The organism is Cellulosimicrobium sp. ES-005 (assembly GCF_040448685.1).
Classification (GTDB): domain Bacteria; phylum Actinomycetota; class Actinomycetes; order Actinomycetales; family Cellulomonadaceae; genus Cellulosimicrobium; species Cellulosimicrobium cellulans_G.
On sequence record NZ_CP159290.1, the window covers coordinates 2,473,288 to 2,486,367 of the forward strand.

Consider the following 13,080-nt stretch of genomic DNA (forward strand, 5'->3'; position numbering starts at 1 on the left):
CCCCCGCCAGACCGACGGCAGGGGCCACTTCTCGCTTCTCGCGCCGGCGAACGACGTCGCCGGTCAGGCCTCGACGACCACCGGGACGATCATCGGGCGGCGCCGCAGGCGGTTGGAGACCCACCGCCCGATGACGCGGCGCATGACCTGCTGGAGCTGGTGCGTGTCGGTCGCGCCGCCGGCGATCGCGTCCTCGAGCGCCTTGACGACCTCCGGCTGGATGTCCTGGAACACCTTGTCGTCCTCGGCGAAGCCGCGCGCGAGGATCTGGGGGCCGGCGAGCACCTTGCCGGTCGCGGAGTCCACGACGGCGAAGACGGACACGAAGCCCTCCTCGCCGAGGATGCGCCGGTCCTTGAGCTCGGCGTCGGTGATCTCGCCGACGCTCGACCCGTCGACGTACACGTACCCGCACGGCACCGCGCCGACGACCGACGCCTTGCCGTCGACGAGGTCGACGACGACGCCGTCCTCGGCGAGCACGACGCGGTCCGCGGGCACTCCCGTGCGGACCGCGAGCGCCCCGTTCGCGACGAGGTGACGGACCTCGCCGTGCACCGGCATGACGTTCTTGGGCTTGAGCACGTTGTAGCAGTAGAGGAGCTCGCCCGCGCTCGCGTGCCCGGACACGTGCACCTTGGCGTTGCCGCCGTGCACGACGCGCGCCCCGAGCCGGGTGAGCCCGTTGATGATGCGGAACACGGCGTTCTCGTTGCCCGGGATGAGCGACGACGCGAGGATCACGGTGTCGCCGTGGCCGACCTGGACCTTGTGGTCGCCGTTGGCCATGCGCGACAGCGCCGCCATGGGCTCGCCCTGGGATCCGGTGCACATGAGCACGATCTCGTCGTCGCGCAGCGAGTCGACCTTCTTGAGGTCGATGAGCACGCCCTCGGGCACGTGGAGGTACCCGAGCTCGGCGGCGATGGTCATGTTGCGGACCATCGAGCGCCCGACGAGCGCGACACGGCGCCCGTGGTGGTGCGCCGCGTTGAGGACCTGCTGCACGCGGTGCACGTGCGAGGAGAACGACGCGACGATGATGCGCTTCTCCGACGCCGCGAAGACGTTGTCGAGCACCGGGCCGATCTCGACCTCGGGCGTGACGAACCCGGGGACCTCGGCGTTGGTCGAGTCGACCATGAACAGGTCGACGCCCTGCTCACCGAGGCGCGCGAACGCGCGCAGGTCGGTGATGCGCCCGTCGAGCGGGAGCTGGTCCATCTTGAAGTCGCCCGTGTGCAGCACGGTCCCGGCGCCGGTCGTCACCGCGACCGCGAGCGCGTCGGGGATCGAGTGGTTGACGGCGACGAACTCGCAGCGGAACACGCCGAGCTGCTCGACCTGGCCCTCCTTGACCGCGAGGGTCACGGGCGAGATGCGGTGCTCCTTGAGCTTCGCCTCGACGAACGCGAGCGTGAGCTGCGACCCGACGAGGGGGATGTCGCGGCGCAGGCGCAGCAGGTACGGGACGGCGCCGATGTGGTCCTCGTGGCCGTGCGTGAGGACGATCGCCTCGATGTCGTCCAGCCGGTCCGCGATGTAGTCGAAGTCCGGGAGGATGAGGTCGACGCCGGGCTGGTTGTCCTCGGGGAAGAGGACGCCGCAGTCGATGACGAGCAGGCGCCCGTCGTACTCGAGGACGGCCATGTTGCGGCCGACCTCCCCGAGCCCGCCGAGGGCGACGATGCGCAGCCCTCCGGTGGGGAGCTCGGGAGGCAGGGAGAGTTCGGGGTGGGGATGGCTCACGGGGCCTCCTGTCGTGGCTGAGCCGGGGGTTTCGAGGGCTCCTGCCCTCGCTAGTTCGTGGGTGCGGCAGCGCCGGCGAGCACGCCCGCGGCCGCGAGGGCGTCGCGGACCAGCGCGACGTCGTCCTCGGTCGCCGCGACGTTCGGCAGGCGCAGGAACCGGTTGTCGGTGATGCCGAGCAGCTCGACGGCGGCCTTGGCCATGACGGCCTGGAAGCCCGCGCCGTTGAGCGCGTCAATGACGGGCGTCGTGGTGAGGAAGACGTCGAGCGCGCCCGCGTGGTCGCCCGCGTCGAAGCGGCGCACGACCTCGGCGAACGGTCCGGCCACCACGTGCCCGGAGACGGAGACGATGCCGGCCGCGCCGTGCGCGAGGAACGGCAGCAGCAGGCCGTCGTCGCCGCTGTAGAACGCGAGCCCGGTCGCGGCGGAGAGCTTGGCGGCGGCGTACACGTCGCCCGTCGCGTCCTTGCTCGCGACGACCCGGTCGTGCGCCGCGAGCCGCGCGTACGTCGCGGGCGCGATCCGCACGCCCGTGCGGCCGGGGACGTCGTAGAGCATGACGGGGAGGTCGGTCGCGTCGGCGATCGCCGTCACGTGCCGGTACACGCCCTCCTGGCTGGGGCGCGAGTAGTAGGGCGAGACGACGAGGAGCCCGTCGGCCCCGGCCTCGGCCGCCTGCTCCGCCATGCGCAGGGCGTGGTCGGTGTCGTTGGATCCTGCCCCGGCGACGACCGCCGCGCGGTCGCCCACCGCCTCGACGACGACGCGCACGAGGTCCTGCTTCTCCGGCGCGTGGGTCGTGGGCGACTCGCCCGTCGTGCCGCTCAGCACGAGACCGTCGTTCCCGTCGTCCACCAGGCGCTTCGCGAGCCGGGTCGCCGCCGCGAGGTCGACGGCGCCGTCGGGCGTCATCGGGGTGACCATGGCCGTGAGGACGGCACCGAACGGGCGCGCAGGGGTGGCGGGAAGGACCATGTGCACAAACTACCGTGCGGCGGGTCCCCGCACCGCGCCCGTCCAGGCGCGGGACCGCCCCGCGCGACCGCCGCCCGGGTGCGGCCCCGCGACCCCGAGGGCGATACTCGGAGCATGTCCCGCCCCGCCTCGACGTCGAACCTCTCCCCCGCGCTCGTCGCGCACGTGCCCACGGGGCTGCTCGTCGACGGGCACTGGGGCCCGGCGGAGGGGGGCCGGACGTTCGAGGTCGAGGACCCGGCCACGGAGGAGTCCCTCTTCGACGTCGCCGACGCGAGCCCCGCCGACGCGCTCCGCGCGCTCGACGCCGCGCACCGGGCGGCGCCCGCGTGGCGCGCGACGCCCCCGCGGGAGCGCGGCGAGGTCCTGCGCGGGGTCTACGACCGGGTCGTCGCGCGCGCCGACGACGTCGCCGCGCTCATCACGGCCGAGTGCGGCAAGCCGCTCGCCGAGGCGCGCGCCGAGGTGCTCTACGGCGCCGACTTCCTGCGCTGGTACGCGGAGCAGGCGGTGCGCGCCGACGGGCTCGCCCGCACCGCACCCGCGGGCGGCAACCGGCAGCTCGTCTTCCGTCGCCCCGTGGGCCCGGCGCTGCTCGTCACGCCGTGGAACTTCCCCATCGCGATGGCGACGCGCAAGATCGGGCCGGCGCTCGCCGCGGGCTGCACCGTCGTGATCAAGCCCGCGCGGCTCACGCCGCTGACGACGGCGCTCGTGGCCGAGGTCATCCGCTCCGAGCTCGCGGACCGCGGTCTGCCGACCGGCGTCGTCAACGTCGTCCCGTCGTCGCGCGCCGCGGACGTCACCGAGCCCCTCCTCGCCGACGAGCGCCTGCGCAAGCTGTCGTTCACGGGCTCGACGGCCGTGGGGCGCACGCTCCTGGAGAAGGCCGCGCCCCAGGTGCTGCGCACCTCGATGGAGCTCGGCGGCAACGCGCCGTTCCTCGTGTTCGCCGACGCGGACCTCGACGCCGCGGTCGAGGGCGCGCTCGTCGCGAAGCTGCGCAACGCGGGCCAGTCGTGCGTCGCGGCCAACCGCTTCCTCGTGCAAGACGCCGTCGCGCGCGAGTTCGCGCAGCGGCTCGCCACCGCGTTCGAGGACCTGCGGGTCGGCCCGGGCGCGCAGGACGGGACGCAGGTCGGCCCGCTCATCGAGGCGAAGGCGGTGGACAAGGTCGCCGAGCTCGTCGACGCCGCGTCCGACGGCGGCGCGCAGGTCCTCACGGGTGCCGACCGGCCGCGGTCCACGGGATACTTCTACGCGCCGACCGTGCTGTCCGGCGTCGACCCGGACGCGCGCGTCGTCACCGAGGAGATCTTCGGGCCGGTGGCGCCGGTCGTCGCGTTCGGCGACGACGACGAGGGCCTCGCGCTCGCGAACGCGACCGAGTACGGCCTCGCCGCCTACGCGTACACCACCTCGCTCGACCGCGCCGTGCGGGTGTCCGAGGAGGTCGAGGCCGGGATGATCGGCATCAACCGCGGGATGGTGTCGGACGCGAGCGCGCCGTTCGGCGGGCTGAAGCAGTCGGGCCTCGGCCGCGAGGGCGGGGAGGCGGGTCTCGAGGAGTACCTCGAGACCGTGTACGTCGCGCTCTGACGCGGGACGTCGACACGACGCCCGCGGGGCCGGCGGGCGCGTCCGGCACCGTGGTGACCGACGACGTGCCGACGCCGCACGTTGGTAGCCTGACGCTCCCCTGCCACCGACTCCCGGAGAGCCCACGCCCGTGCCCTCGTCGCCCGCGTCGACCGTCAGCCCGAACGTCCCCTCGCCCAGCGCCCGCGTCACGACCGTCGGGTACATGATCTTCGCGTCCCGCTGGCTCCAGGCACCGCTCTACTTCGGCCTCATCGTGGCCCAGGTGGTCTACGTCTGGCAGTTCCTCAAGGAGCTGTGGCACCTCATCGTCGGCGGCTTCACCGGCGAGGTGTCGGTCATGAACGCGGACACGCACCAGCTCGAGACGCACACCTACGGCGCCGAGGAGATCATGCTGGCCGTCCTCGGCCTCGTCGACGTCGTCATGATCTCCAACCTGCTCATCATGGTCATCGTCGGCGGCTACGAGACGTTCGTGTCGCGCATCCGCCTCGACAACCACCCCGACCAGCCGGAGTGGCTGAGCCACGTCAACGCGAACGTGCTCAAGACCAAGCTCGCGATGTCGATCATCGGCATCTCGTCGATCCACCTGCTGCGCACGTTCATCGAGTCGTCGAGCAACCGCATCACGTCCGAGACCATGCTGTGGCAGACGATCATCCACCTCGCGTTCGTCGTCTCGGCACTCGCGCTCGCGGCGATCGACCGCATGTCCCTCACCGCGCACCAGCGCGCGGCCAACGCCGCCGCGGCGGGCGAGGGCCCGGCCGACCCGCACGCATGAGCCGGCCCGACGACGCCCCGCGCCCAGGCGCCGAGCCGGACGCCCCCGCGTCGCTCGACGCCGAGGTGACGGGCGCCGTCGAGCACGCCGTCGAGGACGAGGTCCGCGCCGCGGTCCGCCAGGCCGTCTCGGTCTCCGTCGCGACGGGGCTGTACGGGATCTCGTTCGGGGCGCTGTCCGTGGTCGCGGGCCTCGACGTGGCGCAGACCATGGCGCTGAGCCTGCTCATGTTCTCGGGCGGCTCGCAGTTCGCGCTCATCGGCGTGGTCGGCGCGGGCGGCGCGCCGACGGCTGCGATCGCCACCGCGGGCTTCCTCGGGGTCCGCAACGCGCTGTACGGGGCGCAGCTCGGCCCGCTGCTCGCGCTGCGGTCGTGGCACAAGGTCGTCGCGGCGCAGTTCACCATCGACGAGTCGACGGCGGTCGCGACGGCGCAGCGGTCCCGCCGCGCCGTCCGGGCGGGGTTCTGGTGGACCGGCGTCGGGATCTTCGTGCTGTGGAACGCCATGACGCTCGTCGGCGCGCTCGCGGGCGACGCGCTCGGCGACCCGCGCGCGTGGGGGCTCGACGCCGCCGCGGCGGCCGCGTTCCTGGCCCTCCTGTGGCCCCGGCTCGCAGCGCGGGCGATGCAGCTCACCGCGGCGGCGGCCGTCCTCGTCGCGGTCCTGCTCGTCCCGGTCGCGCCGGGCGGCGTGCCGGTGCTCGCCGCGGCCGTCGTCGCGATCGTCATCGGGCAGGTGGACGCGCGACGGCGACGCCGCGCCGCGGGCGCGCCACCCTCGTCGTCCACGGACGAGAAGGAGACCTCATGACGTCAGCGACCGTGTGGGTCGTCGTGCTGGCCGCGTCGGCGCTGTGCTTCGCGCTCAAGCTCGCCGGGCACCTCGTGCCCGAGCACTGGCTCGCCGACGAGCGCGTCGCGCGCACGGCCGCGCTCGTGACCGCCGCGCTCCTCGCCGCGCTCGTCGCGGTCCAGACGGTCGGCGACGGCCAGGCCCTGGTCGTCGACGCGCGCCTGCCCGCGCTCGGCGTCGCGGCCGTCGCGCTCGCGCTGCGCGCGCCGTTCATCGTCGTCGTGGTCCTGGCGGCGGCCACGGCCGCCGGCCTGCGCGCCCTGGGCTGGGGCTGACCGCCGGCCCGAGGCGTGGCCCACGTCTCGTAGGGTGAACCCGTGAGCCTCTTCCGCGAGACCGCCGACGTCTCCGTCCGCCCCGCCGTGCCCGGAGACGACGTCGCGATGACCGCGATCCAGGTGGGCGCGTGGCGCTCGTCGCACGAGGAGGTCCTCGGCGAAGACGTGCTCGACGCCCTCGACACCGTGCGGATGCGCGAGCAGTGGGCTGCCGCCATCTCCTCCCCTCCCGGGCCGGGGTTCGGCGTGCTCGTCGCGTGCGTCGGCGCCGACGTCGTCGGGTTCGCCGCCGTGGCGCCCGGGCAGGTCCTCGCGCTCGAGGTCGAGCCGCGGCACCAGCGCGGCGGGCACGGGTCGCGCCTGCTCGCCGCCGCGGTCGACCGGCTGCGCCGCGACGGCGCGGAGGAGGTCGTCACGTGGGTGCTCGACGGCGACACCGCGCGCGAGACGTTCCTCGCCGGCGCCGGGCTCGGGCCCGACGGGCGGACCCGGACGCTCGCCACCGGGGTGCGCGACGTCGTGGAACGCCGGTGGGCCGCCGAGATCTGAGGGCTCGTGCGACCGTTCGTCACGCAGCCGTGACACCGTCGTGACCCGTTCGCGCGGGTGACCTGCGAGGATCGACCGCCATGGGCATCCTCACCGACTACTTCTCCGCACCCGACGACGTGCAGGCCGGTCGCGCGGCACGGACGGGCCCGAGCAGCCCCGACCCGCTGACGAACCAGCCGGTGTTCCCCACGGTCGAGCTCAAGGGGATCGACCCGTTCGTCGTGCTGGGCACGCTCGCGGGCCTCCTCACGGACCGCCCGTACGCCGAGGCGAAGAGCGACCCCCGGCACGGGGAGCTCGTCGCGAGCGCGGGCGACGAGGGTCCGTGGGTCGTCGCGGTCACCGCGGAGCTCGTCACGGCGCTCGCCGCGGCGACACCGACCGACCTCGACGCCGTCGCCGTGCGCTGGGCCGCCACCGAGGAGCTGGAAGGCTCCGACCCCGCCGACCTGGCCGGTGCCCTGCACCGGCTCGCGACCCTGTGCGTCCAGGCGGACGACGCGGGCCACCGCCTCTACTGCTGGACGAGCCTCTGACCTGCCGACGTGGTCCGCCCACGCCGGGTGGACCGCCTCGGTCAGCGACGGGCGCGGTAGAGAGCCGCGGCCTTGCGCAGCGCCTCGCGCGCCCGACGGCGGTCGCGCGCGGCGTCGTACGCGAACGCCAGGTGGTACCACGCCTCCCAGCTCTGCGGGTCGGCGTCGACCGCGTCGCGGTACGGCCCGAACGCCGCGTCGGCGGCGTCCCGGTCGATGCGCCCGCCAGGTGAGCGCGGCAGGTCGTCGACCGGGAGCCGACCCTGGGCGGCGAGGTCGTCGGCCATGCGCTGCACGGTCCCCGCGAGCAGGAACTCGCGGCCGACCAGGCCGACCACGAGCAGGGGCAGGACGAGCACGCCCGCCCCGATCACCATCGCGACGGGTTCGCCCGTACCGATGAGCGCGGCGGCACGCCACGCCACCTGCGACACGTAGATCGCGAGCAGGATCGTCACGAGCACCGCGCCGACGATCGCCTTCCAGGGCCGGACGGCGCGCGACCGCCCGGTCGTCCCCTCCGGACGGCCGTCGTCGCTGCCGCCGCCGGCGTCGGGACCGACCGGACCGCCGGGCGCGCTCACGCCAGGTCCAGCACGTTCTCGAGACCGACCGTCAGGCCCGGGCGCCCGACGACCTCGCGCACGGCGAGCAGCACGCCAGGCATGAAGGAGACGCGGTCGAACGAGTCCTGGCGGATGACGAGCTGCTCGCCCGCGTTGCCGAACAGGATCTCCTCGTGCGCGACGAGGCCGCGCAGACGCACCGCGTGCACGCGCACCCCGTCGACGTCGGCGCCGCGCGCCTCCCACCCCGTCTCCGTCGCGTCGGGGCTCGCCGCGAGGCCCGCGTCGGCGCGCGCTGCGGCGATCGCCGCCGCGGTGTGCCGGGCGGTGCCGGACGGCGCGTCGACCTTGTCCGGGTGGTGGAGCTCGATCACCTCGGCCGACTCGAAGTAGCGGGCGGCCTTCGCGGCGAACGTCATCGCGAGGACGGCCGAGAGGCCGAAGTTCGGGGCGATCAGGACGCCGAGGGCGGGGCCGCCGCCCGCGGCGACACGCTCGAGGTGCTCGGTGACGCGGCCTCGGCTCTCGTCCGTCCAGCCCGTGGTCCCGACGACGGCGTGCACGCCCGCGTCGATCAGCGCGTGCACGTTCGCCTCGGTCGCGGACGGGACGGTGAAGTCGACGGCGACGTCGGCGCCGCCGAGCGTGGCGGACGTGACCTCGTCGCCGGCGTCCAGGCGCGCGACGAGCTCGAGGTCCGCCGCGCCCTCGACGGCCGCGCACACGGTCGCGCCCATGCGTCCGGCCGCGCCGAGGACGGCGACCCGCAACGGGCGGCCCGGCCCCTGGCCGGGGGCGGTCGCGGCGGGATCGGGCGCGGGGATGTTCTGCTCGCTCACGCCCGTCACCCTATCGCCGGTGCGCGGACCGGCCGGTGCGCCGTCCGCGGCACCGGCGCCGAGCCCGCCCACCGCACCGGCCCGGCACGACGGCGGCCGCCCTCCGAGAGGAGGACGGCCGCCGCGAGTCGCCGTGGTCGGCGACGGTTCAGCCGCCGAACGGCCCGACGCGCACGACGGACCGGGGCCGCGAGGCGAGCTCGCTCGCCAGCTTCTGCACGTCGTCGGCCGTGACCGAGCGGATCGCGTCGAGCGACTCCTCGACGCTCAGGAGCTCGCCGTAGACGAGCTCGGCCTTGCCGAGCCGGCTCATGCGCGAGCCGGAGTCCTCGAGGCCGAGGACCATGCCGCCGGAGAGCTGGCCGATGCTGCGGTCGAGCTCGGCACCGGTGATGCCGTCGCCGGCGAGGCGGTCGAGCTCGGCGTGCAGGAGCTCGGTCACCTCGTCGACCTTCGACGGCGCGCACCCGGCGTAGAGGCCGAACGTGCCGATGCCGCCGTGACCCGAGGCGAAGGAGTACGTCGAGTACGCGAGGCCGCGCTTCTCGCGGATCTCCTGGAAGAGGCGCGAGCTCATGCCGCCGCCCAGCACCGCGCTGAGCACGGAGAGCGTGAAGCGACGGTCGTCGGTCGCCGACAGGCCCGTGCCGCCGATGACGACGTTCGCCTGCTCGACGGCCCGGTGGACCGAGAGCTCGACGCCCGTGGTCCCGACACCGGCGAGGGCGGGGTCCTCGGGGTCGCGCCGGGGTCGTGGCGCGGTGGCCGCGTCGAGCGACCAGCCGCCGTCGTGCAGCGCCTGGCCCAGCTGCACGACGAGCGTGTCGTGGTCGACGCCGCCGGCCGCCGCGACGACGAGCGTCTCCGGGCGGTAGTGCCACCGGTAGTGCTCCCAGACCGCGTCGCGCGGGACCGCGTTGATCGTGTCCGGGGTGCCGCCGATGGGGCGGCCGAGCGCGTGCCCGCCGAGGACGGCGGCCGCGAACTCCTCGTGCACGACGTCCGAGGGGTCGTCGTCGTTCATCGCGAGCTCTTCGAGGATCACGCCGCGCTCGGTCTCGAGCTCGTCGGGGTCCAGGCGTGCGGACGTCACCATGTCGGCGACGACGTCGACCGCCATGGGCAGGTCGGCGTCGAGCACGCGCGCGTAGTAGCACGTGTGCTCCTTGCCGGTCGCGGCGTTGGCCTCGCCGCCGACGGCGTCGAACGCCTCGGCGATGTCCATCGCCGAGCGGCGCGCGGTGCCCTTGAACAGCAGGTGCTCCAGGAAGTGCGTCGAGCCGAAGTGGCCGTCGGTCTCGTCGCGCGATCCGACGCCCACCCACGCGCCCATCGTCGCCGAGCGCAGGCCCGGCATCGACTCGGTGAGCACGCGGACCCCGCCGGGCAGGACGGAGCGACGGATCGTCGCGCCGTCCTGCCCGGCGGTCAGCTCGGCCCCGGCGTCACCCGCCGGGACGAGCGGGAGGTCCCAGGGCACGTCAGGCGTCCGCGCCCTCGGTCGCGGGAGCGTCGGCCGGAGCCTCCTCCTCGACCACGGCGTGCAGCGAGAGCTTGCCGCGCGGGTCGATCTCGCCGATCTCGACCTGGACCTTCTGGCCGATGGACAGCACGTCCTCGACGTTCTCGACGCGCTTGCCGCCCACGAGCTTGCGGATCTGGCTGATGTGCAGCAGACCGTCCTTGCCCGGGGAGAGCGAGATGAACGCGCCGAACGACGTCGTCTTGACGACCGTGCCGACGAAGCGCTCGCCGATCTCCGGGACGTGCGGGTTGGCGATCGCGTTGATCGCCGCGCGGGCGGCCTCGGCCGACGGGCCGTCGGTGGCGCCGATGTACACGGTGCCGTCGTCCTCGATGGAGATGTCCGCGCCCGTCTCCTCCTGGATCTGGTTGATCATCTTGCCCTTGGGCCCGATGACCTCGCCGATCTTGTCGACCGGCACCTTCACGGAGATGACGCGCGGGGCGTTCGGGGACATCTCGTCGGGCACGTCGATGGCCTCGGCGAGCACGTCGAGGATCGTCAGGCGCGCGTCGCGCGCCTGGGTCAGCGCACCGGCGAGCACCGAGGCGGGGATGCCGTCGAGCTTGGTGTCGAGCTGGATCGCCGTGACGAACTCGCGCGTGCCGGCGACCTTGAAGTCCATGTCGCCGAACGCGTCCTCGGCACCGAGGATGTCGGTGAGCGCCGCGTAGCGGGTCTCACCGTCCACCGTGTCGGAGATGAGGCCCATCGCGATGCCCGCGACGGGGGCGCGCAGCGGCACGCCCGCGTTGAGGAGCGAGAGCGTCGAGGCGCACACGGAGCCCATGGACGTCGAGCCGTTGGAGCCGAGGGCCTCGGACACCTGACGGATCGCGTACGGGAACTCCTCGCGGCTCGGGAGCACCGGCACGAGCGCACGCTCGGCGAGCGCGCCGTGGCCGATCTCGCGGCGCTTGGGGCTGCCCACACGGCCGGTCTCGCCGGTCGAGTAGGGCGGGAAGTTGTAGTTGTGCATGTAGCGCTTGCGCGTCTCCGGACCGAGCGAGTCGATCTGCTGCTCCATGCGGAGCATGTTCAGCGTGGTGACGCCCATGATCTGGGTCTCGCCACGCTCGAAGAGCGCGGAGCCGTGCACGCGCGGGAGCACCTCGACCTCGGCCGACAGGGTGCGGATGTCCGCGAGCCCACGGCCGTCGATGCGCACGCCCTCGGTGAGGACGCGCTGGCGCACGAGCTTCTTCTGCAGCGCGCGGTACGCGGCGGAGAGCTCCTTCTCGCGGCCGTCGAACCCGGCCTGGAGCTTGCCGACCATCTCGTTCTTGATCTCGTCGAGACGGTTCTCGCGGTCCTGCTTGTCCGCGATGGCGAGCGCGGCGCGCAGGTCGGTGGAGACCTCGGCCTCGACCGCGGCGAACGCGTCGTCCTGGTAGTCCAGGAAGACCGGGTACTCCTTGACGGGCTTCGCGGCCTGGGCGGCGAGCGCCGACTGCGCGTCGCACAGGGCCTTGATGAACGGCTTGGCCGCCTCGATGCCCTCGGCGACGACCTCCTCGGTCGGCGCGGCGACGCCCTGGTCCTTGACGAGGCCCCAGGCACCGTCGGTGGCCTCGGCCTCGATCATCGCGATCGCGACGTCGTCACCCACGACACGGCCGGCCACGACCATGTCGAAGACCGCGCGCTCCTTGTCGGAGTACTTGGGGAACGCGACCCACTGGCCGTCGACGAGCGCGATGCGGACCGCGCCGACCGGGCCGGAGAACGGCAGGCCGGAGATCTGCGTCGACGCCGAGGCGGCGTTGATCGCGAGCGTGTCGTACGCGTCGTCCGGGTGGATCGCGAGGACCGTGATGACGACCTGGACCTCGTTGCGCAGGCCCTTGACGAACAGCGGGCGCAGCGGGCGGTCGATGAGGCGGCACGCGAGGATGGCGTCCGTCGAGGGGCGGCCCTCGCGGCGGAAGAACGAGCCGGGGATGCGGCCCGCGGCGTACATGCGCTCCTCGACGTCCACCGTCAGCGGGAAGAAGTCGAACTGGTCCTTGGGGTGCTTGCCGGCCGTCGTGGCCGACAGGAGCATGGTCTCGTCGTCGAGGTACGCGGCGACGGAGCCGGCGGCCTGACGGGCGAGGCGCCCGGTCTCGAACCGGACGGTGCGGGTGCCGAAGCGACCGTTGTCGATCGTGGCCTCGGCGAACTGGATCTCGGGACCCTCCACGGGTGCCCTCCCTTTCTCGAAGCGCCGCCCGGGTAGCCCCTGTCGAGGGTTCCGGTCCGCGCCCCGGCGCGCGTGGCGCGGGGGCTCCGGTCGCACTCGACGCTCGGCGGTCTTCGATCGAGGTCCACGGCGGTTCCCGCACGATCGCGTCCGGGGACGAGACCGCGGGGGTCCGTGAGCCACTACCGAGGACCGAACGAGAGGCCGGCGGCGCGGTGGGTGGTGTGCGGCTGGGTGGTGCTCAGCCGGGGTGTGACGGGTACATCACACCAGACCAGCCCGGTCCCCGCAGGGACCGGGCTGGCGGTGTCGTGTCAGCGACGCAGACCGAGGCGCTCGATGAGGCTGCGGTAGCGGTTGATGTCGACCTTCTGCAGGTAGCCGAGGAGGCGACGGCGCTGGCCGACGAGGAGGAGCAGACCACGACGGCTGTGGTGGTCGTGCTTGTGCTCCTTGAGGTGCTCGGTGAGGTCCTTGATGCGCTGCGTGAGGAGCGCGACCTGGACCTCGGGCGAACCGGTGTCGCCCTCGCTCGTCGCGTACTCGGTCATGATGCGCTGCTTCGTGGCAGTGTCGAGCGGCACGGTTCTCCTTCGGGTTCGTTGCGCGGTGCGCCGGGGACGGTTCTCCCGG

The 13,080-nt window shown here is 73.7% G+C and carries 13 protein-coding genes; 6 read left to right on the top strand and 7 right to left on the bottom strand.

Going from position 1 to position 13,080, the window contains the following annotated elements; all coding sequences use genetic code 11:
• Positions 1 to 63 precede the first annotated feature (63 nt).
• Positions 64 to 1,749, bottom strand: coding sequence for a ribonuclease J (locus ABRQ22_RS10840; protein WP_047234710.1), 1,686 nt, complete (start codon positions 1,747 to 1,749; stop codon positions 64 to 66).
• Positions 1,750 to 1,799: 50 nt separating this feature from the next.
• Entirely contained in the window at positions 1,800 to 2,726 is a 927-nt protein-coding gene (gene dapA / locus ABRQ22_RS10845; RefSeq protein WP_253051317.1) for a 4-hydroxy-tetrahydrodipicolinate synthase, read from the bottom strand.
• 114 nt (positions 2,727 to 2,840) lie between these two features.
• Between dapA and ABRQ22_RS10850 the strand changes: the two genes are divergently transcribed.
• The 6 genes from ABRQ22_RS10850 to ABRQ22_RS10875 all read left to right on the top strand — a co-directional run bounded on the left by ABRQ22_RS10850 (position 2,841) and on the right by ABRQ22_RS10875 (position 7,335).
• Positions 2,841 to 4,325, top strand: coding sequence for an NAD-dependent succinate-semialdehyde dehydrogenase (locus tag ABRQ22_RS10850; RefSeq protein WP_353706743.1), 1,485 nt, complete (start codon positions 2,841 to 2,843; stop codon positions 4,323 to 4,325).
• A 130-nt stretch (positions 4,326 to 4,455) separates the two neighbouring features.
• Complete coding sequence (locus ABRQ22_RS10855; RefSeq protein ID WP_253051315.1) at positions 4,456 to 5,115, top strand: TIGR00645 family protein; 660 nt, start codon at positions 4,456 to 4,458, stop codon at positions 5,113 to 5,115.
• Positions 5,112 to 5,927 carry an AzlC family ABC transporter permease gene (locus ABRQ22_RS10860; protein ID WP_253051314.1) on the top strand — a complete coding sequence of 272 codons (816 nt, stop codon included), beginning with the start codon at positions 5,112 to 5,114 and terminating at the stop codon, positions 5,925 to 5,927. The genes ABRQ22_RS10855 and ABRQ22_RS10860 overlap by 4 nt, the downstream gene beginning before the upstream one ends.
• The gene (locus tag ABRQ22_RS10865; protein WP_253051313.1) at positions 5,924 to 6,244 is read left to right on the top strand and encodes an AzlD domain-containing protein; all 321 of its coding nucleotides are present in this window, start codon (positions 5,924 to 5,926) and stop codon (positions 6,242 to 6,244) included. Before ABRQ22_RS10860 ends, ABRQ22_RS10865 begins: the two co-directional genes overlap by 4 nt.
• A 42-nt stretch (positions 6,245 to 6,286) precedes the next feature.
• Positions 6,287 to 6,796, top strand: coding sequence for a GNAT family N-acetyltransferase (locus ABRQ22_RS10870; RefSeq protein ID WP_253051312.1), 510 nt, complete (start codon positions 6,287 to 6,289; stop codon positions 6,794 to 6,796).
• 80 nt (positions 6,797 to 6,876) lie between these two features.
• Complete coding sequence (locus tag ABRQ22_RS10875) at positions 6,877 to 7,335, top strand: hypothetical protein (protein WP_253051311.1); 459 nt, start codon at positions 6,877 to 6,879, stop codon at positions 7,333 to 7,335.
• A 41-nt stretch (positions 7,336 to 7,376) separates the two neighbouring features.
• Here ABRQ22_RS10875 and ABRQ22_RS10880 read toward each other — a convergent pair whose 3' ends face one another.
• The 5 genes from ABRQ22_RS10880 to rpsO form a co-directional block, all read right to left on the bottom strand.
• On the bottom strand, positions 7,377 to 7,811 hold the full coding sequence (locus ABRQ22_RS10880; RefSeq protein ID WP_253051468.1) for a hypothetical protein: 435 nt from the start codon (positions 7,809 to 7,811) through the stop codon (positions 7,377 to 7,379).
• A 104-nt stretch (positions 7,812 to 7,915) separates the two neighbouring features.
• Positions 7,916 to 8,671 (bottom strand): 4-hydroxy-tetrahydrodipicolinate reductase, encoded by a 756-nt coding sequence (dapB, locus tag ABRQ22_RS10885; RefSeq protein WP_290445096.1) that lies wholly within the window; start codon positions 8,669 to 8,671, stop codon positions 7,916 to 7,918.
• A gap of 217 nt (positions 8,672 to 8,888) precedes the next feature.
• Positions 8,889 to 10,220: a pitrilysin family protein gene (locus tag ABRQ22_RS10890; RefSeq protein WP_353706744.1), complete on the bottom strand. Its 1,332-nt coding sequence runs from the start codon at positions 10,218 to 10,220 to the stop codon at positions 8,889 to 8,891.
• 1 nt (position 10,221) lies between these two features.
• Positions 10,222 to 12,447 carry a polyribonucleotide nucleotidyltransferase gene (locus ABRQ22_RS10895; RefSeq protein ID WP_253051309.1) on the bottom strand — a complete coding sequence of 742 codons (2,226 nt, stop codon included), beginning with the start codon at positions 12,445 to 12,447 and terminating at the stop codon, positions 10,222 to 10,224.
• A 314-nt stretch (positions 12,448 to 12,761) separates the two neighbouring features.
• Positions 12,762 to 13,031 carry a 30S ribosomal protein S15 gene (gene rpsO / locus ABRQ22_RS10900; RefSeq protein WP_021479897.1) on the bottom strand — a complete coding sequence of 90 codons (270 nt, stop codon included), beginning with the start codon at positions 13,029 to 13,031 and terminating at the stop codon, positions 12,762 to 12,764.
• Positions 13,032 to 13,080 lie beyond the last annotated feature (49 nt).